The sequence below is a fragment of the Arthrobacter sp. 05L417 genome (genome assembly GCF_056397865.1).
On the sequence record NZ_JBFTOG010000003.1, the window covers coordinates 18,687 to 44,416 of the forward strand.

General features: G+C 62.7%; 31 protein-coding genes. 15 read left to right on the forward strand and 16 right to left on the reverse strand.

The genetic code is table 11. The features are described from left to right. Nucleotides 1-207: 207 nt before the first annotated feature. Nucleotides 208-873 (forward strand): hypothetical protein, encoded by a 666-nt coding sequence (locus AC1DJW_RS03420; RefSeq protein WP_476900729.1) that lies wholly within the window; start codon nt 208-210, stop codon nt 871-873. A gap of 586 nt (nt 874-1,459) precedes the next feature. Here the strand turns inward: AC1DJW_RS03420 and AC1DJW_RS03425 are convergent. The 6 genes from AC1DJW_RS03425 to AC1DJW_RS03450 form a co-directional block, all read right to left on the reverse strand. Beyond that, the gene (locus tag AC1DJW_RS03425) at nt 1,460-2,131 is read right to left on the reverse strand and encodes a hypothetical protein (RefSeq protein WP_476900730.1); all 672 of its coding nucleotides are present in this window, start codon (nt 2,129-2,131) and stop codon (nt 1,460-1,462) included. An 84-nt stretch (nt 2,132-2,215) separates the two neighbouring features. Next, a complete protein-coding gene (locus AC1DJW_RS03430) occupies nt 2,216-2,767 on the reverse strand; it encodes a hypothetical protein (protein ID WP_476900731.1) in 552 nt (183 codons plus the stop codon). Nucleotides 2,768-2,858: 91 nt separating this feature from the next. Next, entirely contained in the window at nt 2,859-3,365 is a 507-nt protein-coding gene (locus AC1DJW_RS03435; RefSeq protein WP_476900732.1) for a MepB family protein, read from the reverse strand. Between the two features lie 96 nt (nt 3,366-3,461). Then, the gene (locus AC1DJW_RS03440) at nt 3,462-4,091 is read right to left on the reverse strand and encodes a 2'-5' RNA ligase family protein (protein ID WP_476900733.1); all 630 of its coding nucleotides are present in this window, start codon (nt 4,089-4,091) and stop codon (nt 3,462-3,464) included. 114 nt (nt 4,092-4,205) lie between these two features. Continuing rightward, nucleotides 4,206-4,730 carry an AAA family ATPase gene (locus AC1DJW_RS03445; protein WP_476900734.1) on the reverse strand — a complete coding sequence of 175 codons (525 nt, stop codon included), beginning with the start codon at nt 4,728-4,730 and terminating at the stop codon, nt 4,206-4,208. 55 nt (nt 4,731-4,785) lie between these two features. After that, nucleotides 4,786-5,277: an AAA family ATPase gene (locus AC1DJW_RS03450; RefSeq protein WP_476900735.1), complete on the reverse strand. Its 492-nt coding sequence runs from the start codon at nt 5,275-5,277 to the stop codon at nt 4,786-4,788. 218 nt (nt 5,278-5,495) lie between these two features. On the opposite strand from AC1DJW_RS03450, the gene AC1DJW_RS03455 reads away from it, so the two are divergent. After that, on the forward strand, nt 5,496-5,852 hold the full coding sequence (locus AC1DJW_RS03455; RefSeq protein WP_476900736.1) for a hypothetical protein: 357 nt from the start codon (nt 5,496-5,498) through the stop codon (nt 5,850-5,852). An 8-nt stretch (nt 5,853-5,860) separates the two neighbouring features. Here the strand turns inward: AC1DJW_RS03455 and AC1DJW_RS03460 are convergent, their stop codons facing one another. Together AC1DJW_RS03460 and AC1DJW_RS03465 are read right to left on the reverse strand one after the other, a co-directional pair. After that, the gene (locus AC1DJW_RS03460) at nt 5,861-6,355 is read right to left on the reverse strand and encodes a hypothetical protein (protein WP_476900737.1); all 495 of its coding nucleotides are present in this window, start codon (nt 6,353-6,355) and stop codon (nt 5,861-5,863) included. 289 nt (nt 6,356-6,644) lie between these two features. Beyond that, a complete protein-coding gene (locus tag AC1DJW_RS03465; RefSeq protein ID WP_476900738.1) occupies nt 6,645-7,214 on the reverse strand; it encodes a TetR/AcrR family transcriptional regulator in 570 nt (189 codons plus the stop codon). A gap of 85 nt (nt 7,215-7,299) precedes the next feature. Between AC1DJW_RS03465 and AC1DJW_RS03470 the strand changes: the two genes are divergently transcribed. Next, nucleotides 7,300-7,749, forward strand: coding sequence for an anthrone oxygenase family protein (locus AC1DJW_RS03470; RefSeq protein WP_284751815.1), 450 nt, complete (start codon nt 7,300-7,302; stop codon nt 7,747-7,749). Nucleotides 7,750-7,891: 142 nt separating this feature from the next. Here AC1DJW_RS03470 and AC1DJW_RS03475 read toward each other — a convergent pair whose 3' ends face one another. The 5 genes from AC1DJW_RS03475 to AC1DJW_RS03495 form a co-directional block, all read right to left on the reverse strand. Further along, nucleotides 7,892-9,145: an RNA polymerase sigma factor gene (locus AC1DJW_RS03475; protein WP_476900739.1), complete on the reverse strand. Its 1,254-nt coding sequence runs from the start codon at nt 9,143-9,145 to the stop codon at nt 7,892-7,894. 7 nt (nt 9,146-9,152) lie between these two features. Beyond that, nucleotides 9,153-9,572, reverse strand: a complete 420-nt coding sequence (locus tag AC1DJW_RS03480) for a YciI family protein (RefSeq protein WP_306962323.1) — start codon at nt 9,570-9,572, stop codon at nt 9,153-9,155. Nucleotides 9,573-10,051: 479 nt separating this feature from the next. Then, nucleotides 10,052-10,315, reverse strand: coding sequence for a hypothetical protein (locus tag AC1DJW_RS03485; protein ID WP_476900740.1), 264 nt, complete (start codon nt 10,313-10,315; stop codon nt 10,052-10,054). Next, entirely contained in the window at nt 10,312-10,470 is a 159-nt protein-coding gene (locus AC1DJW_RS03490; RefSeq protein WP_390279389.1) for a hypothetical protein, read from the reverse strand. The genes AC1DJW_RS03485 and AC1DJW_RS03490 overlap by 4 nt, the downstream gene beginning before the upstream one ends. A 15-nt stretch (nt 10,471-10,485) precedes the next feature. Next, nucleotides 10,486-11,895 carry an MFS transporter gene (locus AC1DJW_RS03495; RefSeq protein ID WP_476900741.1) on the reverse strand — a complete coding sequence of 470 codons (1,410 nt, stop codon included), beginning with the start codon at nt 11,893-11,895 and terminating at the stop codon, nt 10,486-10,488. A 520-nt stretch (nt 11,896-12,415) separates the two neighbouring features. Here AC1DJW_RS03495 and AC1DJW_RS03500 point away from each other — a divergent pair. From AC1DJW_RS03500 to AC1DJW_RS03515, 4 genes are all read left to right on the forward strand, one after another. Then, nucleotides 12,416-13,309 (forward strand): hypothetical protein, encoded by an 894-nt coding sequence (locus AC1DJW_RS03500; RefSeq protein WP_476900742.1) that lies wholly within the window; start codon nt 12,416-12,418, stop codon nt 13,307-13,309. An 86-nt stretch (nt 13,310-13,395) separates the two neighbouring features. Next, nucleotides 13,396-13,923, forward strand: coding sequence for an AAA family ATPase (locus AC1DJW_RS03505; protein ID WP_476900743.1), 528 nt, complete (start codon nt 13,396-13,398; stop codon nt 13,921-13,923). Between the two features lie 854 nt (nt 13,924-14,777). Further along, nucleotides 14,778-15,239, forward strand: coding sequence for a hypothetical protein (locus AC1DJW_RS03510; protein ID WP_476900744.1), 462 nt, complete (start codon nt 14,778-14,780; stop codon nt 15,237-15,239). Nucleotides 15,240-15,604: 365 nt separating this feature from the next. Beyond that, on the forward strand, nt 15,605-16,693 hold the full coding sequence (locus tag AC1DJW_RS03515) for a hypothetical protein (protein ID WP_476900745.1): 1,089 nt from the start codon (nt 15,605-15,607) through the stop codon (nt 16,691-16,693). Between the two features lie 361 nt (nt 16,694-17,054). Here AC1DJW_RS03515 and AC1DJW_RS03520 read toward each other — a convergent pair whose 3' ends face one another. Continuing rightward, a complete protein-coding gene (locus AC1DJW_RS03520; protein WP_476900746.1) occupies nt 17,055-17,243 on the reverse strand; it encodes a hypothetical protein in 189 nt (62 codons plus the stop codon). A 116-nt stretch (nt 17,244-17,359) separates the two neighbouring features. Between AC1DJW_RS03520 and AC1DJW_RS03525 the strand changes: the two genes are divergently transcribed. Further along, nucleotides 17,360-18,091: a hypothetical protein gene (locus AC1DJW_RS03525; protein ID WP_476900747.1), complete on the forward strand. Its 732-nt coding sequence runs from the start codon at nt 17,360-17,362 to the stop codon at nt 18,089-18,091. Between the two features lie 344 nt (nt 18,092-18,435). Then, the gene (locus tag AC1DJW_RS03530; RefSeq protein ID WP_476900748.1) at nt 18,436-19,461 is read left to right on the forward strand and encodes an Ltp family lipoprotein; all 1,026 of its coding nucleotides are present in this window, start codon (nt 18,436-18,438) and stop codon (nt 19,459-19,461) included. 9 nt (nt 19,462-19,470) lie between these two features. On the opposite strand, the gene AC1DJW_RS03535 is transcribed toward AC1DJW_RS03530, so the two are convergent. Beyond that, nucleotides 19,471-20,769 carry a flavin-containing monooxygenase gene (locus AC1DJW_RS03535; RefSeq protein WP_476900749.1) on the reverse strand — a complete coding sequence of 433 codons (1,299 nt, stop codon included), beginning with the start codon at nt 20,767-20,769 and terminating at the stop codon, nt 19,471-19,473. 195 nt (nt 20,770-20,964) lie between these two features. Here AC1DJW_RS03535 and AC1DJW_RS03540 point away from each other — a divergent pair, with 195 nt between their 5' ends. The 6 genes from AC1DJW_RS03540 to AC1DJW_RS03565 all read left to right on the forward strand — a co-directional run bounded on the left by AC1DJW_RS03540 (nt 20,965) and on the right by AC1DJW_RS03565 (nt 25,281). After that, nucleotides 20,965-22,413, forward strand: a complete 1,449-nt coding sequence (locus tag AC1DJW_RS03540) for a hypothetical protein (RefSeq protein WP_476900750.1) — start codon at nt 20,965-20,967, stop codon at nt 22,411-22,413. Further along, complete coding sequence (locus AC1DJW_RS03545; RefSeq protein WP_476900751.1) at nt 22,341-22,628, forward strand: hypothetical protein; 288 nt, start codon at nt 22,341-22,343, stop codon at nt 22,626-22,628. The genes AC1DJW_RS03540 and AC1DJW_RS03545 overlap by 73 nt, the downstream gene beginning before the upstream one ends. Nucleotides 22,629-22,694: 66 nt before the next feature. Beyond that, a complete protein-coding gene (locus AC1DJW_RS03550; protein ID WP_284751829.1) occupies nt 22,695-23,054 on the forward strand; it encodes a VOC family protein in 360 nt (119 codons plus the stop codon). 140 nt (nt 23,055-23,194) lie between these two features. Continuing rightward, nucleotides 23,195-23,608, forward strand: a complete 414-nt coding sequence (locus AC1DJW_RS03555) for an SgcJ/EcaC family oxidoreductase (protein WP_284751830.1) — start codon at nt 23,195-23,197, stop codon at nt 23,606-23,608. Nucleotides 23,609-23,695: 87 nt separating this feature from the next. Next, nucleotides 23,696-24,031 carry a YciI family protein gene (locus AC1DJW_RS03560; protein WP_284751831.1) on the forward strand — a complete coding sequence of 112 codons (336 nt, stop codon included), beginning with the start codon at nt 23,696-23,698 and terminating at the stop codon, nt 24,029-24,031. Beyond that, a complete protein-coding gene (locus AC1DJW_RS03565) occupies nt 24,031-25,281 on the forward strand; it encodes an RNA polymerase sigma factor (RefSeq protein WP_476900752.1) in 1,251 nt (416 codons plus the stop codon). The genes AC1DJW_RS03560 and AC1DJW_RS03565 overlap by 1 nt, the downstream gene beginning before the upstream one ends. A gap of 78 nt (nt 25,282-25,359) precedes the next feature. Here AC1DJW_RS03565 and AC1DJW_RS03570 read toward each other — a convergent pair whose 3' ends face one another. Continuing rightward, nucleotides 25,360-25,728 (reverse strand): VOC family protein, encoded by a 369-nt coding sequence (locus AC1DJW_RS03570; protein WP_476900753.1) that lies wholly within the window; start codon nt 25,726-25,728, stop codon nt 25,360-25,362. Between the last annotated feature and the right edge of the window lie 2 nt (nt 25,729-25,730).

Below are 25,730 nucleotides of genomic sequence, written 5' to 3' on the forward strand. Positions count from 1 at the left end.
GCTCTACCGGGGATGCCCTTCCGCAACTTTTGGCATTCGCAAAAGCTGCCGAAGTAGCAGCCAATGATCGTAAAGTGCATTTTCAACTGCATATTCAACGATGACGGTTTCATACCCAGGGAGGATGTCAGGGAGCTGGCCAGTTGAAAGACTGCGTGGGCAGAACCACCGTGTTTTCGGTGGTGGGCCCGGAGGAGTGTTGCTTTGATGGATCGCCTTGAATCGGACTCGGAATCGCGCATCAATTGGTTCCTACAGCAGACCATCGGGAAGCCCATGGGATCGCTGGCCGGCCTAATCCCTCCCGTGTATCGTGCTTATGCCCGGGTGCTGAATCCCGCTACGTCGCCAGATAGGCGACGTCTGCGCTGGTCACAGCTTGCTGCTGATCACCTTGAGGTCGACGGCGCCACCCAATGGAGCGACATCGTCGCGGCGTGCGGCCCCGACCCGAATCAAGTCTACGAACCCGAGTGCGGTTCAGTTGATTCTCTCGTTGCCGAACGTTTGGTTTCCAGGCTATCCAAAGCCGCCAAGCCACGACCTGAATGCTTGTTTTTGGTGTGGGAGGGATATAGCGACCTCAAGAACCAAGTTCGAACCTCGCCCGTCGTTGTCAATGGCCTTGGTCGGGGACTTCATGTGTTGCGGGGACCGCTCGAACTGGCGCTGGAATCCATCGAGGACCATCCTGCCGGACGTCTGCCCTTGAACTGGCTGCCACTCGATGGAACATGGTGCATCGCTAATGACCTCTACGCTCGCTCGGTGTTTATCGGAGGTTCAGCATCCCTGATCGGTGAAATACTGGGCGATCCTGATTTGGAGGCCTATTTCATCCGGCCCAATCACACGTTCGTCGCGGAGGATTAGGAAAGGGATAAGCAAAACGATGTGAGCCAATGAAGCGCGGAACGAGTCATTTCCGGGTCAGTTCCCTCACCAGACTTGGATGAAGCCGGCATTAGGCTTTGAGTGTTGCACCATTCTGAACGGGGGCCAGAGTCGGAGAAAACGTTGAACAGATCAGTAAACAGGGGACTACTATTCGGTGCCGGGTTCGGATGCGCATACGTGTTGGTGGTTCTTCTCTTGGTCGGCACTGGCGGCCCCGGCTTGGCGATACTCAGCGGGCTTGGTGGGACGGCGCTGGGTGCCGTGTCAGGTTGCATTATCGCTGTGTTGACCCTTAGCGTCGTTCGCCTGACCAAAATTCGAGGTCATCTTGAAAAAGCTACCGCCGCCGGTATAACCGGGGTTTCGACTTTGCTGATCCTTTTGGCCTTGACCTCGGGATCGGAATCAAAGTGGCCGTGGTGGACGAATCTTGTTTCGGCAGGTGCAGCAGCTGTTGTTGGTGGACTGGCGTGGCCCCGAGCGAAGAGGTTGGTTGAGGAGTCCCGTTAACCTCACCGCCCGGAAACGCGCCCCGCGTCCACGCCTACCCGCCGACGGGTGCTCACTTGCTGGGCTGCAGGGCTGCTGCGCCCGTGCGATACATCAATCCGGAATTCTCGCTGGCGCGGCCGAACCCGAGGCGCTGCAATGCCTGTACCTGTACCTCTGTGGTCGTAAACACTATGGATGCCCAACCGGGGCTGAGGTCCGGTACTAGGGTCCGCAACGCGGCTTCGAGATCGTCGACGGTGGCTTCCGGGTCGTGGACCAGGGCGCCGACGATCCACAGATGTCTGACTCCATGGCTTCTTTTCCACCTCCGCCCATTCAGCCTAAGGCCACGCGATCGGTGGAACCTGAGAGAGGGCAAGACGGCCGCCATCGAGCCGATGATCATCAACTCGAGGGCCACGATCACCGCGAAACTGCTCGAGGCGGGAACAGTCGTGGACACGAGGGTTCCGAGTGCAATGCCGATGGCTGCCGCGAGCAGACCCCTGAACACGGCCAACCCGCGGTACGCGCGCTCCGTCCCTGCTATGGCCGCGACCGGACCGCGGCCGACAACCATGCCGGCGAGGGAAGCAAGTGTCAGGGAGACGGTGGCGGAAACCACGATGCTGGCCCTCTGCGCACGGCTCCGGTCTCCCAACGACGCATACCGTTTTGCGGCGTTCCACGCCTGCGCAGGGCCGAGCTCGCCCCATTCGGTGTCCGTTAAATTCCCGCCCACGCCTGTCCCCCTGTCAGCGCCTACATTTTGTGACCATTCTTCGAGGACTCGATGAGCCCCCCTGAAGTGTACCCACGGGGAAGTTCAGCCATCGACGACGGACATCGGCAGGCCGCCCCCGTGCACGTTGGGGGCGACGCTGTCCAGCTGCCAGCCGTTCCCAGAGGACCGGAACGTCGCGGTTTGAGGTAGCGAGTAGCCCGACGGAATGCGGCTTGGCCCATTCGCCGTCGAGGCCTGGTATTCCTCGGTCATTTCCTTGAACCGGACGCTCGCCTCCGACCCAGTCACCTCGACCGATTCGACCGTTATTTTGGTCGAAAATGACGTGTACCAGAAGCCCATTGCCTTGAATCTGGCCTTCGAACGGGCCACCTTTGAGAGGTCCCGCTCGCGCTTGGACAGGTAGGCCGCCGTCGCCTGCCCTCCGGCAAGGCTCGCGGCAGGGGGAGTGTCGAGGACTGTACCGTTTCGATCCTCGACGGCTGCCTGGATGATGGCCGCGAGCTCGGTCGGCGAGGGGCTTGGGGCTGCCGCGGGCGATCCCGCCGTGAGCGGCCCGGCGGCGGGCTGGCAACCGGCAAGGGCTAACCCGAGCACAACCGCCACGGCGACCGTGTACGACGGGTGCTTCATCGTGGTCCCCCTGCCGTAGATGTCCTCACAGCCTGCCGTGCCGACCCCACCCCGTCAACAGGGCTCAGAGAGGTGCCCCTACAGGACGGGCTTACGGGCGCTGTTGAAGTGCGCGACCGTTTTTAGTTAGGGTCCGCGACTCATTACTCGAAGGAAGCTCGGAGAACGCATCCGCCTGCGCGCGCTGAGTGCGTGACGCTTGAGGATTCAGGTCGGTGCACCACGCGGGATAGACGCGGAAGCCGCGTTTGCCGGGATGCAGGTCGGACCTGACGTATCCGAGCGAGCTCAGGTGCGCCGCGGTGAATTGGAAGACCCCGAACCGTTCCTTCTCCTCTACGAACACGAGCAGTCCAGACATCGACTCGTCGGTGGTGAATGGGCGGGTCGATCCGCCGTCGCCGCGCTTCCAGACCGCGACGAAGGCGCCGAGCTTCGTCGGTGTGATCCGGGCGGTGCGGATTCGCCACTGTTCCTCCCCGATGCTGGCGACCCCAGATTCGTAGTCGCTGCTCTGTTCTTCAACCTGGATGAAAGGCTGTGCATCGGCATGAGCAGGCGTAAGGTCGATGAAGCGCTTGAACGCTTGGAAATTCACTCTCAAACTGTATTCGCTCAAAAATCCGGCCTGAAGTCTGTCTGGTTGACGGTCCCTAAGCATGCCCACCGCGGAAGCCAGGGGGCGCTGCATCGATTACTTGGCAGAGGGCTGGTCGGTGAAATGGAAGCGAGACGTGGTGTCCCAAGTGAAGGTGCCCCGGTTGACGTCCTGGTGGACGGCTATCAAGTGCACCTCGTTGATGGTCAGCGGTGGCAGCGCAGATGCCCTCAGCTGATCGGACGCTTGTTGAATGCGTTCGGTACTGCCTTCGGCGACGGCGTAGCCCAGGGTGAGATGGGGCCTGAAGGGGGCGTTAGGCAGCGGCTGGCTCTTGTTGATGGTATCGGCAGCTGCGTCGCGGACCGCCGCGGTTAGCTTCGCCCATGATGACGTATTGGTCCCCCTGACCCCGAGCGAGTAGTCATCCGCTTCCGGCTCGCCCAGATCGACGCTGAACGGCTTGGTTTCGGCGGCGAGGCTCTTAAGCCTGGCCATGAAGGCATCCATTTCTTCGGCGCTGACCTCGTCGGAGGTAACCGCGAATTGCTGCACTGTTGCATGCAGGTAGTCGGCTGGCTGGATGGAGCAGTAGTCGAACGTCTCCAGGACGCGCTGACGTTCTTCCAGTGCCGATCGGAGGTCAGAGTCGGGTAATGCGTAGATGTGCAGGCGGTTCCGCATAGACGGCCACAAGGTCATGGGGTGCCCAAAAAAGCGCTTCACGTGGAAACCGTAGTGTCGTCATATGAATCGGAGGTGAACCGCCTGCCTAGTAGGCAGCAGGAGGCGCCCCACGCGCCTTGATGCCGTGCGGCAGTTGATCCGTCTGAACCGCTCTCAGCGGCCAAGCACCGAAGCTGCGATCTGGCGTGCGGCTTGGTCCGGTGTGATGTGTGTGGTGTCGATGACCTCGGCTTCATTGTGCAGCCAGGTGCGAGCCGCCTCGGCGTATGGCTCCAAGTACGCGAAGCGGAACGTCGAGGGGCCGAGGTCTGTGTCGTTCCGTATCCGGTCGCGGAGCGTGGCCTGGTCGGCGTGGAGCACGAAATGCTGGATCGGGATGCCGTGCCCAGTAAGACCATCGCTGATCTCCCTCCAGTAGCTCTCGACCAGGACAGTCATCGGCATTACGAGTGTGCCTCCGGTGAACTCGAGCACGCGCCGAGCCGTTTCGACAACGAGACTTCGCCACGGCTCCCAGTGCTGGAAGTTGTCCGTTGCAGGAAGTCCGGGCTTGATGTCCATGAGCACCTCACCGACCTTCTCAGCATCGAAGACGCGCGCGTCGGGCAGCAATTGCTGCACGAGCGCGCTCGTCGTCGTCTTTCCCGCCCCGTGGGTGCCGTTGAGCCAAACGATCATGGACCGAACTCTAGCGCCAAGAAGTGTCCTTCCTGGGGCTCCGCGGGCCGACCGGTTAGTAAGAGACCGTAAACGGGCCGAGAATGCGCTCGACGATCTGGTCCGGCGATTCCGACGCGTTGATGCGCTCTTCTCCCACAAAAGATAACGGCTGCCAGCCGTGGTACCAGGCCCGCATCTCATCCTCGCTGAAGTCTGTTGCTTGTGGCCGCATCGCGTGCCTGCGGACGGTTTCATCGAATGTGAGGTCGAAGGCGAAGAACCTCGCGTCGTTGCTCTGCGCCGCGATGCGTTCGAGCATCGCTGAATACCGCTCCGCATTGAATATGCCTTCAAGGATTACGTGATGCCCTGCGCGGAGGCAGTGAGCTGCCGCGGCTTCGAGAAGGTCTGCGTGGGCGAGGCTCTCCTGTTCCCGCTCCCGGTACACGATTCGCCGGAAATGATCTTGACTGAGGATGGCAGTCGGCCAGCCCAGAGCTTGTTGTAGCACTGCCGCGATGGTGCTCTTCCCTGAGCCGGAGTTACCACGCAGCACGATGAGCATGTTTCGAACGTAACAGAGACCACGTCCCAGCGGGACCGGCTTACGGCGATGTCTTGGGCTGCAAATCCCAACTGTAGGGTGTCCGTCGGCAAGGTGCACGGAAGATGATGGGGCTTGCAGATGGGGCCACTCGGGTTCACCCAGAGCGGTTGGCCTGTCATTGGCATGCTGGCGGGATTGGATCGGGGTCCAGGGTAGGCGGAGGCTAGGCTGAGCGGATGAACTCCGATTGGATCGAGCACCGTCGCAGTGGAGACCGCGAGCTTCTCGGATGGGTAGTCATCGAGGACGATGGGTTTGTCGCCGTGGACTTGCTCGGCCGGAGACGAACTGAGGTTGTCGACTGGCTGACCGCCGAGGAAGCGCTAGACGCAGCGGGCATAGGCTATCTCGCTGAGGCGTATGAACTCCTGCTCGACGACGGACGCTGGCTAGCGGTGCGCCTTACCGAAGTCTCTCCCGAAGCAATCAAAGTCATGAAGGACGACTGGGGTGCCGTGGACGCACCTAAGCTGCACTTCACGCTTCCCTTTCCGATGCCGGCGCAGCTCCGGCCGTGCGATCCGTCGCGGTGAGAGATCCCTCAGCGTGGGCTGCCTGCGACCGAAGCACCGACCGGCTGAGACGATGGGCTCATGGAAGACGTGTCAGAGGAGCGCGAATGGGCCGTCGGCTCTTGGGCTTGGACCCACCTGAGCTTCACCGCCCGACGGCCGTGCGCCGTCGGGCGCTTGGCACTGTTGGTTCGGTCGCCCGGGAACGGATCGAAGTGGACACGAGCGACGGTGACACCGTCCGATGCCTGCTTCTGAGCCCTGAAGCGCCCGCCAGAGGGACGGTGATCGCCGTCCACCAGCATGCCGGCGAGTTCTCGTTCGGCAAGAGTGAAGTGGAGCGTCAACGAGGTTGGTCGACCGCCGGCGCGCATGACGAGCAGCTCGATGCGCTCCTGCGCACAGCGCACGGCAGCAGCCTCCAGGCAAAGCACACCAAAGACATCGCAACGCCGGAGCTGGGAGCCCATTTTGGATGCTTTGTATCTGCTGGGCCTGATGCGTTTGAGGGCGAAAAATTTCATCAGCGATTCCGAGCAGCTCTCCTCTACCTCTCCGCCTGCCGCCGCTCCGTCGATGCCTTCGCGACGACCAGTACCAAATGCCCGCCAAGCCAGCTGGCGCACCGAGTATCGCCAACGCCCCAATCAAGAAGTCCATGGTGGCAAACATATCCGCCAAGGAATGCCGCTCTTTCGAAGTCCCATTCATTCAATGCGGAACGAGGTCGGCGCACCCTCGGCTACGCCAAATTGCTGTTCAGATGCGGAAACACTCACTAGCCCAACTGGTGCCGGACGTCGGCCGTTTCGGCTATGGGGCGTCCTGGTTGAAGCAGGCCGCGAGTTCCGAGATGCGTCGGGAGCGGCCTTCCGGACGCATGCGTCCGGCGCGTTCGAGTTGGCTGATGCCGTGCAGGGCACCCCAGAACACCTCGGTCCTGGTTCCATCGCCGTCATCGCGAACCGCATCGGCAAGGGCCTCGAATCCTGCTCGCAGTTCAGGCTCGGTGTCCTCGCTCGCGAAGCGAGTTTCGATCGGTTGCTGGAACATCGCTTCGTAGACAGCCGGATGCGCGGCGGCGAAGTCCAGGTACGCGACGGCGACGGCTTCGATCGCGCGGGGTCCGCGCGTGTGCACGACGGCCGAGCGGCACAACCGCGTCAGCTCGACGAAGCCCTCGAATGCGATGACCCGCATGATCTCCGTCTTGCCGCCGGGAAAGTGGCGGTAAAGCACCGGCTGGGTGTATCCGATGGCATCCGCGAGGTGCCGGGTGGTCACGGCCGTCCAGCCCTCGGCATCGGCGCGCTCTTGTGCGGCATCGAGGATGCGCCTGCGCCGCTCGTCGCTGCGTCGTTGCCGGGCCGTGGGTCCAGTCATCGGTCCTCCTCTTGCGCTCTGGGTCTCCATGGGTTTATGTTAGCACCGCTAGAAAAAATAGCATTGCTAACTAGAGGGGAATGTCATGATCCCGGTTCTCTCCGTCGTCACCGCGACCGTCCTCGGCCTCATGGTCGGGGTGGAGTTCGCTGTCGCGTTCGTCATCAATCCGATCCTGCTGCGGCTGCCGGCTGGCGCGTCACTCGAAGCGCGCGCAGACGGCGGCCGAATGCTGGGACGCGCGATGCCGTTCTGGTACATCGGATCCCTGGTCCTCATCGCAGCACTCACTGCTGTCACCTGGGGTACGCCGACCGCTGCGCTGTCACTCGTCGCGGCAGCACTGCTCGCCGTGAGCATCATCATGTCCGTCGCGCTGCTCGTTCCTATCAACAACCGTTCGGTCACCTGGACGGCCGACGACCATCCGGCCGACTGGCGGGAACAACAGCAGCGCTGGGACCGCCTGCACTATGCCCGCGTCGCGATCATCGTCACAGCGTTCGTGCTCCTACTTGTCGCGACAGCGCGCTGACCATACCCAGAGGCCGTTTCGTGACCGCTCCGTAGCCGTCACCCGTGCGTTGAAGGATCTACACCCGGCGTGCATGCCGCCACAAACCGTTGACAGAGCCACACCACTCACCGCTGCGATCCATCGCGCCTAGCGGGTCCCTTTATGGTCGGCTGACGCCGTCGATCTTGCGCTCGAGCGCCGCGCGTTCGGCGGCGTTCCCGCATAGCTCAAGGGCCTGCAGGAGTGCGGACCGCGCTTCGTCGCGGCGACCGAGCCGGGTGAGCATCTCGCCGCGCACTGCGGGGAGCAGATGCGAGCCGGTCAGTTCGCCCCGTGACGAGATCGCGTCTACCAGTTCAAGACCCTCCGCTGGACCGGCGGCCATCGCGACTGCGACCGCTCGGTTGAGTTCAATGACAGGCGAAGGCGTCAGCCGTCCGAGGGCTTCGTAGAGGATCACGATTCGCTGCCAGTCCGTTTCGGCAACCGAGCGCGCCACCGCGTGACACTCCGCGATGGCGGCTTGGAGGCCGTATGCGCCCAGCCCGCGTCCGGCCCCCACGGCCCGCGCCAGCGCCGCACGTCCGCGCCGGATCGCCGACTGGTCCCACAGCCTCCGGTCCTGGTCCTCCAGAAGCACCGGGTTGCCGGACGCATCGAGCCGGGCCGGGAAACGGGCCGCCGTGAGTTCCAGCAGCGCGAGCAGGCCGAATACCTCCGGCTCGGGCGCGAGCCGCACCAGGACGCTGGCCAGCCGGCGCGCCTCGCCGGCCAGATCCGTGCGGATCCACTCCTCGCCGCCCGACGCAAACGAGCCCTCCGTAAAGATCAGGTAGATGACCTGAAGCACCGAGCCGAGCCGCTCGGTCAACTCCTGCCGTTCGGGCACAGCGAACGGCACCCGCGCGGCCGCCAACGTCTTCTTGGCCCGCGTGATGCGTGCCTGGATCGTCGCCACCGGAACCAGGAACGCCTTGGCGATCTCGTCGCTGCCCAGTCCGCCGACCACCCGCAGCGTCAATGCGATCCGTGCCTCCTTCGACAGCACGGGATGGCACGAGATAAACATCAACCCGAGCACGTCGTCCTCAATCGCGTCAGGGTCGAACAGCACGTCCGCCCCGGGTGCTGAGTCGTCCAGGCCGCGGGCGAGCACGGCGTACCGTTCGTCGCGACCGGCGCGCCGCCGGAAGGCGTCGATGGCACGACTGCGGCCCGTGGTCAGCAGCCACCCTGCCGGTTCGGCCGGCACCCCGTTTACGGACCAGGACACCAGCGCCTCGGCGAGGGCTTCCTGCGCGAGATCCTCGGCCAGCGAGAAGTCCCCCGTATAACGGGCGAGGGCGCCGACGATGCGGGCGGACTCCATCCGCCACACAGCCTCGACGGCGCCCCGCGCCTCTGCGCTGCTCACCGTCGGGTCAGAGCTGCCCGGTCAGCTCGCGCCACGCGCGTTCCTTCTGGATCCACTGGTTGTCCTGCGGGAACTCATCGATCGTCGTCACCCGGCGGATCTCGGTCTTGCTACCCGCCGTGAGCGGCGCCCGCTTGGCCCACTCGACGGCCTCCTGCTTCGACGCGACATCAAGGATGTAGTAGCCGGCGAACAGCTCCTTGGTCTCCCCGTACGGGCCATCGGTGACAACCGGCGTCTCGCCGGTGAAGTCGACCACCACGCCCTCATTCGCATCGTCCAGGCCTTCGGCCGCCAGCAGGACACCGGCACGAATCAACTCGTCGTTGAACTTGCCCATGGCATCCATGATTTCGGCGAAGTCTGTGTTCGCGAAGTTCGCGAAGGACTCGTCCGTGGGACGCATGATCAGCATGTACTTGGCCATCGAATGCTCCTTGATCCTGGAAGGCCGCCCTTCGACCTTCTCACCCACAGGTCGAACGGCGCGAGGTCGGATCGACACGAACGGAAGAATCTTTTTTGCTTGCTTCCGCGCGGGCTTTTGCCGCCGTTCGACCAACGCTAGCTGACCGGCAACTGACCGTATTGTCAAGGACGCGCAGTGACCCCACCCGTCAGCGGATCCCTCACCGGGACAGACGTTGCAGTCTGCGGTGACGTCACGCCCAGAGGCGTTGATGGATCCAGCCGGCGTCGGTGATCCCGAGTCGGTCGTGAACGGTTGGGGCGGGTCCCCGTAACCGCGCGCAACCGACTCTAGGTGATCGCAGTACTCGTGCCACCACCGGAAGCCTCAAGGTCAGAAATCATTTGCGGAATCCAAGTGGCCGGTCCTGGAACCCGTCGCGGATACGCACGCTGAGGGATCCTTTACCGGACACTTGCGTCCGGATTCAGTGTCCTTCACTGGTTGATAGACGCCGCGGGCGGCTCTTCGCGTGCGAAGAGCCGCCGCACGATCCTCACTACTAGCAGGGTGAATGTGAGCTCCACGGCAGCGAACTCAATGTCGAATTCGCCTCGCGGCCACGTGATCACGCTGTGAACGAAAGACTGATCCTGGATCTTCAGTTCGTCGCCGAGCACCTCGAACGCGGTGCCGGCCTCGCCGAAACCCGCCCTAACAACAGAGAGGCTGGCCAAAGTAGCTGGCCTAAAACCACTCATAACCCAATTTGGCTGTCGCCGATCAATGCCCGGAGCTCGACGACGTCACGATCGACCTGGCCGAGCGAGTCGATAACACCGTCATGGACGTTGGCGTCGATGAGCTTCTGGGCTCCGGCGTGGAGCACGGGCCGGATCGACTGGCGGGCCCCCAACCGGCAGTCCCGGTGTCAGTGGGAGAAGTTTGCTGAGATCTCGGCGAGGGTGCGCCCTTTCGTCTCAGGCGCGAGCCATTGCGAGAGGGCTGCGCCGAGTAATGCGACGGCGGCGGCCACGACCATGCTTGGGCCCAGGCCGATGTTGCTGATCGCCCATGGCAGGGCGAAGGTGCCGAGTGCGGCTCCGATGCGGCTGAAGGCGGCGGCGAAGCCCATGCCGATGCCGCGCAGGTGGCCGGGGAATACCTCGGCCGGATAGACCTGGGTCATCGTGGTGTAGCCGGCATTGAAGAAGGAGAAGGCGAGAAAAAGGGCGAGCACGAGGATCGCTGGTGCGTTCGTCCAGCCTCCGATGATCAGCAGGATGCCTGCGCAGAGCCACTGCCCGGGCACGGTGAGAATTCGACGGCCGAGCTTGTCAATCAGAAGCACGGTGGTGACAACGCCCGCGGCCGCAAGTGCGGACAGGCCGACTCCACCGGTCCAGCCGCCGAAGCCGAATTGGTTGAGCACGTCGTCGGCGAAGGTCGCGATCGCGAAGTACGGAGTGACCGCACAGAACCAAAAACCTGAGGTGAAGAGGGTGGTGCGCCAGTACTGCCTCGAGAACAGCATCCCGAAGGAAGCGCCCTTGAGTTTGGTCCTGCTCTGCGCGGCTTGGGCCTCCTGGATCATCCTCAGATCGATCTCTTCGGTGATGCTGTCGTGCATCTGGGGCGATTCGACGTATCTGCGTGCAATCGCGAGTGCTTCCTCACGCCGTCCCTTCGTAATGAGCCAGCTCGGCGATTCGGGGAGGCCCATGCGGGCGAGGAACAGGACGAATGCGAGTATCGTGCTCGTGCCGATTACGAGGCGCCATGGGGTGCCGGCGTCGTGCAGGAGCGTGCCGATGATGAATGCCATCATGAAACCGACGTACCAGGCGATCAGAGTCAGCCCGAGCAATCGCCCGCGGAGCTTTGGAGGGGAGAACTCTGATAGCAATGGCCCACCGATTGAGTACTCGCCGCCGATCGCGACACCCATGAAGAACCGGATGATGGCCAGCTGGATCACGGCCCCTTCTCCGGAGGTTACGAAGAACTGGGCCGCTGAGGCGACCAGGAACAGGCCCATGTCCACGAGGAACATGGGCTTGCGTCCGAACTTGTCAGTAGCCCAGCCGGCCAGCGGGGAGCCGACGAAGATACCAACCAGCGGGCCTGCAGCGATCATGCCCAGAGATAGTGCGTCGAGCTGGAGATCTGACCGCATGAGTCCGCTGACGGGGCCGATGATTCCGAGGATGTAACCATCGAGGAACATCCCGCCGATGAAGACAGAGACAAGCCGCACCATGAAGCGGCGTTTGAACTTGGAGCTGGTCTCTCTTGATTTGGAGGTGTCGACGGAGGCCGTCGTCCCGGTCGGATTGATCATTGAGATTTGTTCCCTTCTGACTTCAGCGCAAACCGCTGACGCCGTTTCCTAGACGCACGGACAGCCGCAGCCCTTAGTGACCGGTGGACGATGCCGACCGGCTTGACGCCAGCCGATATGGCGGCGCAGGACTCGCGAGATGATTTCGGAGTCGTCATGTATCACTGCTGCCAAATGTGAAATATGACTCATATATCAGAAGACTCTAAGGGTGCGATCCTCACCCGGTCAAGAGTTTGATGTGTTAATTGGTTGTATCCGTCCGCTCACCTTAATTGGTTGTATCCGTCGACTCACGGGGGTCTGTCTGAACCGGCGCAGGTTCCGTGCCGCAGTCATAGGAGTTGCGGGGGGGGGCGTAGTGGACCGCCTCGAATTCGGTCGGCGTGGCCATTTGCGATGGCTGCCGTGGAGCCTGCAGATCTTTAGGCCCCACAAGCATGAACCAAACCTCCCTGACCACGACTCGTAGTGCCCGGTGCAGGATCCTCCACCGGTGCAGAGGCCTACACTTTCAGCCATGGGGGACTCAGAGTCAGACGTCGGGGCAACTCCGGTGATCGGGCGGGTCGCCGTCGGCGTCTGCGCCGCGGCCAACCTGACCATCCTGGGTGTGATCATCACAGATGCGCTATCCAGCAGCGCCTCCGCGGTCCTATCCGCGATGGCTCCACCGTCAGGGCGCCTCGGGCTGCTGGCTTTCGGGCTCGGGGCTTCAGTCATCCTCGGTCTCATCTTCGCGGTGAACTCCCTGACCGGTCCCGCCCCGGACTACGGGAAGATTCTGAGTCTCTTCAGGCGCAACGACCTCAAGGGATTGAGTGAAGCCGCACCGGCCATGCCGCTCTTGGGTTTTTCGTTCCTCATTTATTGGCTTGGCTTCATGGGCGTCTCCTGGTTCGCGTGGAGACGCCACGAGCCGGCGTCGGCGATTGCCGAGGTGAGCGGCGCCCTCATACTCGTCGGCGCTGCGGCCTTGGCTCTCTGGATGATCCTGGTGGCTCTCGGCAAGAGGTCACCGCACTCCGCAGGAAATGGCGCGCAGGAGCACGAGGCAGTACTTTTGGCGAACTCAGTCAGCCGAGCGGGGAGCCGAAGACCGATGGAGCCTTATCGATGTAATGTCGGCATCGAGTACCGGACAATCCGAGCCACGATACCGCTCGTAGAACTCAGCGCGACCTCAGAGGAACTCCATTTTAGGTTTCGGTTCGGTCTTGGACTCATTTTCGGGCCATGGCACTTCGGCAGGGAACAGGTATTCGAGGTTTTCACAACACGCGGACTATTTTCCACGCGAATCCACATCCGCGGGGAAGGCTTTGAGATCTATGTCTATGCGTCACCTCCGGAACCGCTGCTCCTAACTCTCGAGGAACTCGGCTACCCCGTGGACTGGATCATGCGACGATGACAGCGCCGGAATGTGCAGGTGGGTTTGGGTGCCCGGTGAAGGATCCTCGAACGCTCGCGTGGTGCGGTGTCTGACTACCATTCACTATGGGCAGCAGAAACTTCCTCATTGAAGGAGGTTCCGGAACCGGGAAAACCTCTGTGTGCGAGGAGTTGGCAAGACGCGGTTACCACGTCGTTCACGGCGATCGCGAACTCGCCTACCAGGGTGATCCGGAAACCGGGGCACCGATGGAGGACATCACTGGTCTTGCCGTTCACGATCACCACCTTTGGCGGGTCGACAAAGTGAAGGCGCTCGTCGCAGATCACCGCGAGGCGGTGACATTCTTCTGTGGGGGATCGCGAAACTTCGCGAAGTTTATTGACCTGTTCAACGGCGTCTTCGTGCTCGAGATCGACACCGAAACCTTGGCTCGCCGGCTCGACGACCGGCAGGAGGACGAGTGGGGAGGACAGGGCCGGCAAGCGCAACGGGACCTCATACTCCGGTTGCATCGCACGAAGGCGGACATTCCGCGAGGTGGCATCGCTATCGACGCCACCGCTCCGCTCGCGAACGTTGTCGACGAGATCCTGACCTTGAGTGCAGCATTAGAAGACTCCGCCCGATAGCCGATCCCTTTGCGGGCTGCGTTGCGGTGACTCACCTGGCAAAGAATCGGCCTTGCCCCTGACGCGTTCTGGGATCCATCGGGTAGCCAAGCTCCTCAAGGCAATCCAGTACCTCGTCGGGGTGATAGGTCCAGAATGTCCACCAGGTTCCGTCCCGCCGCAGGAATCCCAGACCGTGAAAAGTATCTAGGCCCCTCATCGTCCGGTAAACCAGACTGACATCATCCCGCTCCAGTCTCCATGGGCCGAAGAACCTGCCTAGCCCATGCCGCGCCCGGAACTCCAGCTGCGCCTTTGTCGGCACGAGAAGGATCCAAGGCGTGCCCGCCCGGAACTTTCCGGGGACAGCGAGCCCTCCCCTGAATTCCGGCTGCATCTCCATCTCATTCCAATCCACCTCAAGGTGCTCTCACACCACCGTACCGGCTTGGTCGGGGAAGGCGATTGTGACGTTCCTGTCCGATCCTGTTCCCCGCAGGCGATCCGCCCGGATGGGGATCGCTTGCGGGACAACCCACGCTGAAGCGGAAACTGTCCCGTTTGACCTTAGGTAGGGAATTCAGTTCAGTCGTTGCGTCGGATGTGAATCCCTTTTTTGTAAGGACCAGGAAAGGGGCCTCGACGTTTGACCCGAATCCACACAATAGCCACTGCAGCTGCGACAGCAACGATGGGAATGACCCAAGCAAGGACTTCCAAGAATTCAAGCGGCATCTTGATGACTCCTAGTCGTTGCTTGCAGTTGATGGAACCGAGATCAGCATCTCACCGTGCTTTGGCTCCGTAAACATTGGAGTGTCCAGCAGCATCCCCCTGCGGGACACGATGGCGGCTCTTGCTATTACGATTTGCTCATGAGCGGCGAGGAGATTGAGAGCGTGAGACTGGTGTTTCTCCGGGATCAGGTTGGCTTGCTGCCCAGCGAACAATATCCGGATGTCGCGGCAAATTTGCTTGTCGGTGGCTACGATTCCCCGGCGCTCCGGGAATTGGCTGGATACCCGCCAAATGATCCGCGGGGAGCCAGGGACTTATGGATCCAAGCCAGGAAGGAATTGGGGAAGCCATTTGAGGACGACGGCGTTGCCCGCCGCATCTTGGTTAGAAGCTGGCTGAGTGAAATTGTTGGCGGCACTTTGGCGCCGCGCACCGGTGTGGGTCTGGTCTTCGGGAAGGGTTGGCTGGTACTGGGGCAGCCCACGGAACTGGATCATTTGGTTGCTCTCATGGATGACTGGGACGACATGCCGCAAAAACGGGACGTCATTGGCGCCCAGATCATGGACGCTGCCCGCCAAGCACTGACTGTGTGGTAGACCGTCTGCAACTGTTCTTAGCTTCCTCTGCAGCCCACTTGTCGACGGCACCGTGACCCACGCATCCCGCAAAGGGATCCCTCACCGGGACATCTGCGTCGCGGATTGGGCGGCAATCAGGTACGTGTGTGCGCCTCTGACGAGGGACACGTTCACAGATACCTGACTTGTACACGCCCCACCTAACGCGGTGCCCGTGGCGGGCGTGCGGAGGCCGTCGGCGTTGTAGGCGTAGCTGGTGCCGTTGGGAGCAGTTAGCCCATTCGACTAGTCCCAGGTGCAGGAGGCTATGGCGCCTCCGGGGGCGGGATGCTGGAATGAACAACAACAGCGGCACCTACTCCTTCGATATGGGATGAGGCTTCATGGAATCTGTTCAGGTTTACACCAAGGCCATCCTGAAATCGTGGGTGGATGTTCCGATCCTTCGGACCTATTTCGAATCGGACCTTCCCGAGCCCGAAGCGGTTGCACTTCTCGAACGGGTTCTTGCCACAATGGACCTGCCTGCAGCCGGGGCGGGCCAGGGTGGTGTCGCACCGTACCCTTTGGGCCCCATTGTTGCCATCCACCGTGCGGACTCGACGGCAAGAGCGCGATCTCTTTTGGAAGCTTTGGCCGCCGGCATCGAGGCCCAAGGCGTAACCGGAGCCCTCCGGGCTCTTCCGCGGGAGCACCGGGTCGTCGGTCGCCCCGGGTTGGATATGTCTGGGTTTGCAGCCGGGGTGCGTTTGATCGGCGAAACAGACTACGAAGCCATCAACCGACTGATTGTGCCGGTTGAGCTGATGGACGCTCTGATCGACGTGGCCCTTGAATGGTGCCAGCTACCTTCCGGTACCCATTACGTGAGCACGGCCTGGTCCCATGTGAAATGCACAGCCGGCCAGCGCAAAGCCGTACTCAAAACCGGGTGGGACCCCTACACGTCGACTTCATTTGCCTGCGTCAACGGGCCTGACGAAATCAGGATTGTTGCATTCGAGGCGTGGGGGACCGTCCAGTTTGGCCGCCTTGATCCCGATCGTCGCTGGGAGCCCGCGGTGGAGGATTTGGCCGACCTGCTGGCTTCCCTGGCTGATCAGATCGAGTACGGGTGCGTTAAGCGGGCAAGACTTGGAATTGGATCATGGCAGGTCTTCCAGGATTATGACTGGCCTGCGCGGCCGCACCTCAGTGATTCCCAATTCGCAACATACTTTTTGGCGCGGCAGATACCGGACGCATACGGTGTCCAGGTCCTTGGTCCCGGCCACCAATTGCCGGATCCCCTCGCGCCGATCTGGACAGCGCAACCGGTAGGGAGCGCATCGACGCTCCTGCAGCACCGGGATCTTCCGTCGTGGTTTGAAGATCGGCTTCCCGAACCTGACACCCTTGATGAGGCCCGCAGATCCCTAGGCCCTCTCCTGATAACCACCGAGCAGGTGTTCGCAGCCCGGGGCCTGAAGTAGGCTCGCGATAATCTTGTGGCGTCCTGTAGCTGATTTGCAGACGTCGACGGGTTTAGCGCCCCGGGCAGGTCTGCCGCCGAGGTTCCGGATGTAGGTCACCGGATACACAAGCCAATGGTCCCGCTGTCGGCGTCCTCGAACTTCCTGCCCTGGACTGGGCGGAAACACAGCACGCTCTCGCAAGAGCGTCACCAGATCACTTATGCCGGGATCGAACGGTCCCCCTCGAATCTTGGCGTAGTGCCGCCCGTTAGCCGGTCGATCACCGTGCCGCGGAAGCCCGCTGCCATGTTCCGCGGAATTGCTGGCCTAGACCATGTACGCAAGACCCGCACGATGAAATGCACGATGACGGGGGGGATTACTGCAACCATTTCTCACCGCCCGCCACTCGCCCCGGAACATACTCGGCATCCACGCCCACCGGGCCTACGATCGACGAGTAGTGCCCTGGCAACCACGTCAGCCCGAGCACATACAGCCCCGGTTGCTCGGTGACGCTGCGGACGTGTTGCCCCTTGGCTTTTGGAAATTCCAGTTTTGGGCGCATGGAGCTCCGCCAGAAGTTCCACGCTGAAGCCGCCGTCCGACGTCGCGATCCGAGTGATGTCCATGCCCGTCCGGACCGGGGCATCGATCCTCTGGGCATAGTCGCGGAAATAATGAATGACCACTCAGGCAACTGCCGCAACTTTTGGCATTCTGAACGCCCGACTGCCCGGTCCCGGCGATCAGCGCAGCGCCCCCAGGGACTCGGAATCGCGCATCCGTTGGTTCCTGCAGCAGACCATCGGGAAGCCCATGGGATCGCTGGCCGGCCTAATCCCTCCGGCGTATCGCGCTTATGCTCGGGTGCTGAATCCCGCTACGTCGCCAGATAGGCGACGTCTGCGCTGGTCACAGCTTGCTGCTGATCACCTTGAGGTCGACGGCGCCACCCAATGGAGCGACATCGTCGCCGCGTGCGGCCCCGACCCGAATCAAGTCTACGAACCCCAGAACGGTTCTGTTGATTCCGCAGTTGCCAAGCGGTTGGTTTCCAAGTTATCCAAGGGTGCCAAGCCGCCACCTGAATGCTTGTTTTTGGTGTGGGAGGGATATAGCGATCTCAAAAGCCAAGTTCGAACCTCGCCCGTCATTGTGAATGGCCTTGGTCGGGGACTTCATGTGTTGCGGGGACCGCTCGAACTGGCGCTGGAATCCATCGAGGAGAATCCTGCCGGACGTCTGCCCTTGAACTGGCTGCCTCTCGATGGAACATGGTGCGTCGCTAATGACATCCATGCTCGCTCGGTGTTTATCGGAGGTTCAGCATCCCTGATCGGTGAAATACTGGGCGATCCTGATTTGGAGACCTATTTCATCCGGCCCAATCACGCGGTCGACCCGGAAGACTAGGAATGAGGAAAATCCCCTCGACGCCTGACTAGTCCTGCCTGTTTCTTGGCGGGAAGCGGGGACCATTTCGGCCCAGGTTATTACCTGTGCAAAGCCTGTTCGAGTCCTGTGCAAATACTGCGCCAAGTGAAGCAGGTATCGACGCATGCTTAAACACGCGCGGATAAAGCGCAGACGTACTTCTGGGGGGGGAATACGACACATGGGCAGACCATAGCGCGCCTCTCTCAGCGCCGATCCTCATCGAATCACGGATGTAACCCGTCCAGCGGATGACAAACCCTCGCACCCACCATTCCCACGTGGAAGCCCGCTTCAAGGGCGTCCCTTTGAAAGGAACCTCAATGAGTTCAGCTGACCCCTTCGGCGCGCCGCAGCAGCCGCAGCCGCAGCCGCCCTACGGGCAGACCCCCGCAGGACCGGCACCCTATCTGGGGGGCCCGGCCCTTGGCGGATACGGCATCAGTAGCAAGTCCTTCCTCGTTACTTGGCTCCTCTCCCTGCTCCTCGGCGTTTTCGGCGTGGATCGGTTCTACCTCGGCAAAGTCGGTACCGGCATCCTGAAGCTGTTCACCTTCGGCGGCCTCGGCATCTGGGCTCTCGTCGACCTGATCCTCCTGTTGGCGAACAAGACCCGCGACAAACAGGGTCGTCCGTTGGACGGTTATGACAAGCACAAGAAGGTGGCGCTGATCGTCACCGCCGCCTTCATCCTCCTGAGCATCATCCTGAACAGCAGCCGAGCGGGCGCCGTCCAAACGTCTGCCTCGACCACCCCCGCACCGAACATATCTGCCGCCACCCCCTCGGCGGCTACAGCGGCTGAGGTCGCTGCGTCTGCTAAGGCTTCGGCTGAGGCGTCTGCTAAGGCCTCGGCTGATGCTGCCGCAAAGGCGAAGGCCGATGCTGACGCTGCCGCAAAGGTGAAGGCTGATGCTGACGCTGCCGCCAAAGCGAAGGCCGATGCTGACGCTGCCGCCAAAGCGAAGGCCGACGCTGACGCCGCAGCCAAAGCGAAAGCTGATGCCGACGCCGCCGCCGCCAGGGCTCAGGCCGAGGCGGCCGCCAAAGCGGCAGCCGGGACAGTCAGTCAGCAGAACGCTCTGCGGAAAGCTGCTGATTACCTTTCTTTCAGTGCCTTCTCGCGCACCGGACTGATCGGCCAGCTGGAGTTCGAGAAGTATTCCACGGAGGATGCAACCTGGGCCGTGGATCGCGTGAAAGTCGACTGGAACCAGCAGGCAGCTAAGAAAGCCAAGGACTACCTAGGATTTACTTCCTTCTCCCATTCCGGGCTGGTCGACCAGCTGATCTTCGAGGGCTACACGCCGGAGCAGGCAGAGTACGGAGTGAGCCAGGCGGGTCTCTGACGGTCGAGCTCACCGCCCTGCCAGGCACCCCGCAACATACTCCGCATCCACGCCCACCCCGCCGACTATCGACGAGTAGTGCCCTGTCAACCACGGCAGCCCAACCACATATAGGCCCGGACATTCGGTGACGCCGCGGACATGTCGTGGGTAGCTCCATGCGTCCAGCACAGGAATGTCCACGAAGCTGAGGGCGAGCTGGTAACCGGTGGCCCAGAGCACCGAGGTGATGTTCTCGGCGGCCAGGTTGACCCGCGCCGGCGAGGCGACAGGAAGCCAATCGTCCACCGGCGCCGGCAAAGCCGCAGGTGCATCGATGCCCGCGGCGGCGATGTAGGCGTCGAGGGCCCTGCCCATGCGCTGGCCGAACCCGGCCTCGACTGTTGCCAAGCGTTCGGGGAGGTCGTCCGTGAAGGTGAGCTCGCCGTCGTCGGCTGCTTCCAGGTGCCCGTGCAACCGGACCCCCTGGCGGCCGAGTTCGCGGAGGTGGATATCGTGGCCGCCGTCGGTGCCGGAGAGCAAGGGGTTGCAGGCGAATCGGGCCGCGGGGGAGGGCAACTGCCCGACCGTCAGGGCGTTGATCCCGTACTCGGGCCCGTGGATTCCAGCTTGCAGGAGCCAATAGAGGATGTCGTGCCCGCGATACCGGCGCGGCGCCTCCGGACACGTCGACACCGCCAAATGCACCTCGCGCCCGGCTGCGAGCAGGTCCTCCGCGATCTGCCCACCGGACTGCCCGGTTCCGACGATCAGCACGGCGCCGTCGGGCAGCTGCTCCGGATTGCGATAGTCGTGCGTGTGAAGCTGCAGGATGCTCTTTGGGAGTCCGGCCGCTAGTGCCGGGATCTTCGGAATTTGATACGCGCCGGTCGCCAGCACCACATTGCGTGCCCGCCAGCCGCCGTCGGACGTTTCAACGCTGAAGCAGCCATCCGACGTCGAGATCCACGTGACGTCCGTGCCGGTCCGGACCGGGGCGTCGATCCTCCGCGCGTAGTCGCGGAAATAGTCCACGGCGTTGTCACGCGCCATGAACGCTTCCGGTTCCGGCCCCGTATATGGCATTCCCGGCAGGTCCAGCGAGAAGTTCGGCGTGTTCAGCACGAATGCGTCCCAGCGATCCTGCCACGCGCCACCCAGCGCGGCCCGCCGTTCAAGGATCAAGTGCTCGACGCCGGCCCGGCTGAGAAAGTAGCTCGTGGCCAGTCCCGCTTGGCCTCCACCGACAACGAGCGTATCGATTTCGAGGGGGCGGTTCTGTTGTGCCGCTCTGTTCTGTTGAGCGGGTCTGGGCGGGGCAGTCTCCATGAGCGATCCTTCCGGTCCCTTGGCAGAACTTTACGCCCAGAGATTCAGGTGCGGGAGCCTGAAGCACGGGCATCGAGACGCGAGTGCAAGGTTTTGTCTAAGAATTGCCCAAGATTCGTCAATCGCCCAACCAGCTGGGGCAGCTTATGGAAGCATCGTGCTCGGGGCCTTTCCCGTTGGATGTTGGGGGTAGCGATGTTCGTTCCGAATTCCGATGATCACTTCCGCGAGGATGACCTTCCAGCCCAGATTCGCGCGCTACGGATGCCGCGTTGGGCTGGTGCGGTCCTAGGTGGTGGACTCGTGGTGATCGCTGTGGCAGCGGTGGCTGGCTCGATCCTCGTCAACGAGAGCGACAAGACGATCATCCCGTTTTGGGTCGAGGCGCTCATCCTGGCGGGAGCAGTAATTTCGGCGATTTCGGGTGCTGTCCTGCTCTGGTATGCCGGGGAGTGGGTCACGCTCACACGGGACGAGGCGATCGTGACGAAGGCATTCTTCGTCCAGGTCCGTGTCTCACGCATGCAGCTTGAAGACTTCCACGCCTACCTACACCACTACGCCACTCGCGGGGGAGTCCAGTACCGCATGGTGCCGACCTTCACCACCAAGGACCTGTACGACCGGCTTCGGGACCTGCCACTTCCATTCCTGTCCTACTGGAACCCGGCCGGAGGCACGGAAGCTCCCTTACCGCCGCGCGCCGCGTATATTGAGGCCTGGACCCGCGCGGGCAGCAGCCCTTACTCGAGAACCATGCCCGCCGGCGTCGTACCCTACACACTCTCGATGCACCGGCAGGCTGTACGCACGGGCCTACGGCGCCGTGCGCTCATGTGGGCGATCCTCCTTCCGGTCGTCTCGATCGGGCTCGGTCTAAGCCTCGGCGTCGGACTCGGACCTGTCTCCAAAGCCCTGGGCCATAGCCGCAGCAACCTCGACAACCGCAGCGTCGACGCCCAAACGAACCGCACCGGCACCCGCGACCTCGACGACGCGCTCACCCCCGCCGTTACCTCCTTCCAATGGCGTGCGATGGTGTATCCGGCGACCGGCACGAGGGATTTCACCTTCTTCCCGACCATACGGTCCCTGCCGTCGGCGCCGTACACGGTCCGATACTTCATCCGTGACCCCGCGCAGCACGGCACGGATCTCAGTGTCCCGGAGCAGAAGTACGGCCGAATCGTCTCGCAGGGGACAATTTCCGTAAAGAACCCCACGATCGAGTTCACGCTCGACCACGACGACAGCACCTTCACGTTCGAGGTCTACGTCACCGACGACCACGGGCACACCACGCTCGACTCGGATCTCTACAGGAACCTCGCCGCGCTTCCGGCATCGACACCCACCTTCGCCGAACTTCCCGCCGACAAGGCCACGGAACTCGTCAACGTCAAGGTCCTCGCTCCCACCATGCTCAGCCGCGCAGTCATCGAGGGCATGCAGGAACGTGGCGAGGGCACGATCATCAACGTGTCCGGCATGATCGCCTTCGGCGGCCCCGCCCCGCACACCCAGATGCCCGCCGCGTCGTCTACGGCGGGAGCCTCGCGTACCTCGTCGCGATGTCCCAGACACTCAGCGCGGAGCTGGAGGGCACCGGAATCACGGTGCAGGTCGTCTGCCCGGGCGTGGTAGCCACCGAGTTCCACGAACGCCAAGGCATGGACTTGAGCCTGATGCCGCGGATAAGCGCCGCCGACGTCGTCACTGCGAGCCTGCGCGGGCTGGAACTGGGCGAAACCGTCTGCGCCCCGGGCGTAGAGGAAAGCGGAGTCCTCGACGCAGTCTTCCAAGCAGACCTCGCCGCTTTCCGAGCGCAGAGCCCGGAACTCGCCACGCGGTACCGCTAATTCGGACCGCAATTCCGACGGACAAACTTGGTGCGATCCTCCGGAAACGGTCCTAGAGTGTTGGCCATGGCTATCGCACGCTTCCCCGTTGTCGTACTCGATTGTCCCGACCCCAAGACCCTGGCCGAGTTCTACAGCGCCCTGCTTGAGTGGAAGATCGAGAGGAACGACGACGACTGGTGGTCCGTCCGCGCCGAGTACGGCGATTCGCTGGCTTTCCAGAAAGTCGACTCTTACAGGGCGCCTCAATGGCCCGGCCAGGACGTCCCGCAGCAGATGCACCTCGACGTCGTGGTCGAGGACCTCGACACGGCTGAGGCGGCTGTGCTCGAGCTCGGCGCGACCAAACACGAACACCAACCGGGAACGACATTCCGAGTGTTCCTCGACCCCGCGGGTCATCCTTTGTGCCTCTGCCTGGACTGATTTGACTGACGGGGAGGGCAGGCGCTGCGGTTTCCGTGTAAAAGTCTGGTCACAGTTGTCGATCTGTGCTTGTGGCGCGCGTCGTATAAGTAAGGGCCCGAATGGAAGGCCCTACTGACAGCGACGAAAGGAACAGGCCAATGTTGGAGAACGAGCCCACCGACGCTCAGTCCGAGGCGACCGACGAGGTCCGCAGCCTCTTCGGCGAGATCTACGCCGCATGGGCAGACAATGATGCGGATGCTTTCGTGGCATCGTATCGGGACGACGCCACGGTGGTTATGCCGCGGGCGTATCACCGCGACAAGCAGGAAATCCGGAGTTCCATGGCCGCCGGCTTCCAAGGTCCGCTCAAAGGTTCCCGGGCGGTCGATGAACCTCTGAGTATCCGGGTTATCGGTGGCCACACGGCGATCGTAGTCAGCAGGGCCGGCATTCTCATGGCGGGAGAGGCCCAACTCCCCGTCGACCGCGAAGTCATTGCCACGTGGGTATTGGTTCGAGAGGATGGGCGCTGGCTCGTCGCCTCGTATGCCAATGCGCCGGCCCACTGAAAATCGTGTCGAAGAGCCGAACCCGCAAGGTGTTCGGTGTTGATGGAGCGAAAACCCAAATCAAAGTTCAGACGAAGGGACTGCGAAATGTCAAAGTATTTGGTCCTGATCTTCCAGGATGAGGTGGCTACGAAAGAAGTCGCGGGCGAGACGGTCAGCGCCGACTACCAAGCGTTCATGCAGCGCCGTGGGCGGTCTCTGCTCGGCGGGGCCGCACTTGAGCCGGCGGAGACGGCGACGTCCATCCGGCGCGACGGGTCCGGTGGATTCTCGGTGACGGACGGCCCCTTCGCCGAGTCGAAGGAGACGCTTGGCGGCTACTACCTGATCGAGGCCGCCGACCTCGATGAGGCGCTGGAGATCGCCAAGGAGGTTCCCGCCGGCGCCGGAGTCGAGGTTCGGCCCGTGCGAGTGGCAAGCTGATGCCGGCCGCCAGCTCACAGGTCGCTGCTGCGGTCGCGGAGGCGCACCGTCGGGAGTGGGCGTTCGTGTTGGCGGCCACCATGCGTATTGCAGGTGATATCGACACAGCGGAAGAAGCCGTACAAGATGCGTACGCCAGCGCATTGTCGACGTGGGGAACGCGTGGCATCCCGGAGAACCCTGGAGCGTGGCTCACCGTGACCGCGCGGCGAAGGGCAATGGACATGCACCGACGGGCCGCGACGGCACAGCGGGCGCTCCCCAAACTTCTCGACCCGGAGGTGCAGTTGCTAGACGACCCCGGCCGCGAGACGGAAGACATCACCGATGACCGGCTGCGGTTGATATTCACGTGCTGCCACCCCGCCCTCGCGCTTGACGCTCAGGTCGCCCTGACGCTGCGCCTTTTGTGCGGGCTGTCCACGGCCGACGTCGCGCGCGCGTTTCTGCTCCCGGAGGCGACGATGGCTGCGCGGATTACTCGGGCGAAAAAGAAGATCGCGGCCGCGCACATCCCGTACCGTGTGCCAGCGGCGTCCGAGCTGCGCGAGCGTGTCGACGGCGTGCTGTCCGTTGTCTACCTGGTGTACACGACCGGGCACACCGCCCCATCAGGAGCGAACCTGATGCGCAGAGATCTCGCCGAACGAGGCCATGAGCTGGCGAGAATGCTGCGCGTCCTGCTGCCCGGCGACCGCGACGTCGCCGGGCTTCTCGCACTCGTGCTGCTCACCGAGGCCCGCAGGGGCGCGCGGCTCGATGAGCACCGTGAACTCGTGCTGATGGAGAACCAGGACCGATCAAAATGGGACCGATCGGCCATTGATGAAGGGGTAGCGCTCCTGCGCGAGGCTTTGAACCTACGGCCGCCGGGCCGTTTCGCCCTCATGGCGGCGATTGCTGCCGTCCATGACGAGAGCAAGTCGTGGTCCGACACTGACTGGCAGGAGATCCTGGGTCTCTACGACCTGCTCATGGAGACGTGGTCCTCTCCGGTCGTCAAACTTAATCGGGCAATCGCCCTCGGCTTCGCGGTCGGCCACGCGGAAGGTTTGGCCGAGTTGGATGCGCTCGGAGCCGAACCGCGACTCGCCCGATACCCGTATCTTGCCGCTGCACGTGCCGACTTCCTGACCCGGCTGGGCCGTTTCGACGAGGCCCGGGTTGCCTTTGAAGAGGCGCTAATCCTCACCGAGAACGACACCGAACGACGCTACCTCCGGTCCCGACTGAGTGAACTGATGGAATGAATCCAGCAGGCACCGATCCTTCGGGCATCCCCGCCGGCGGCGCAGTTTGCCGGTCCGAAGGGCCACCGCTTGCGCGGGTCAGGCGCGGTCGTGGAGGGTGATTTGGTAGCCGTCGGGGTCGGCGAAGGTAAAGGTACGCCCGAATGGGCCGTCGAACGGTTCGACCACGATTTCGGTACCGGCTGCCGCTAATTTGTCATGGATCGTTTGCGTGTCCGTGGCGTGCAACCACAATCCGATGCCGAGGCCGGGCTGTGGCGTGGAGGCAAGGCTGACGCCCGGTGCCAGCTCCCGGACCGCGAACGCGACCGGTTTGGTGTCAAATACCACCGCGTGCGGAGGCCCCGCTGGGGAACGGGTCAGCCCGAGGTGCTGCTGGTAGAAAGCGGCAGATGCTTCGAGGTCGCGTACTTGAATTGAAATGAAGTCGGGTCCGGTGGCCGGCATGA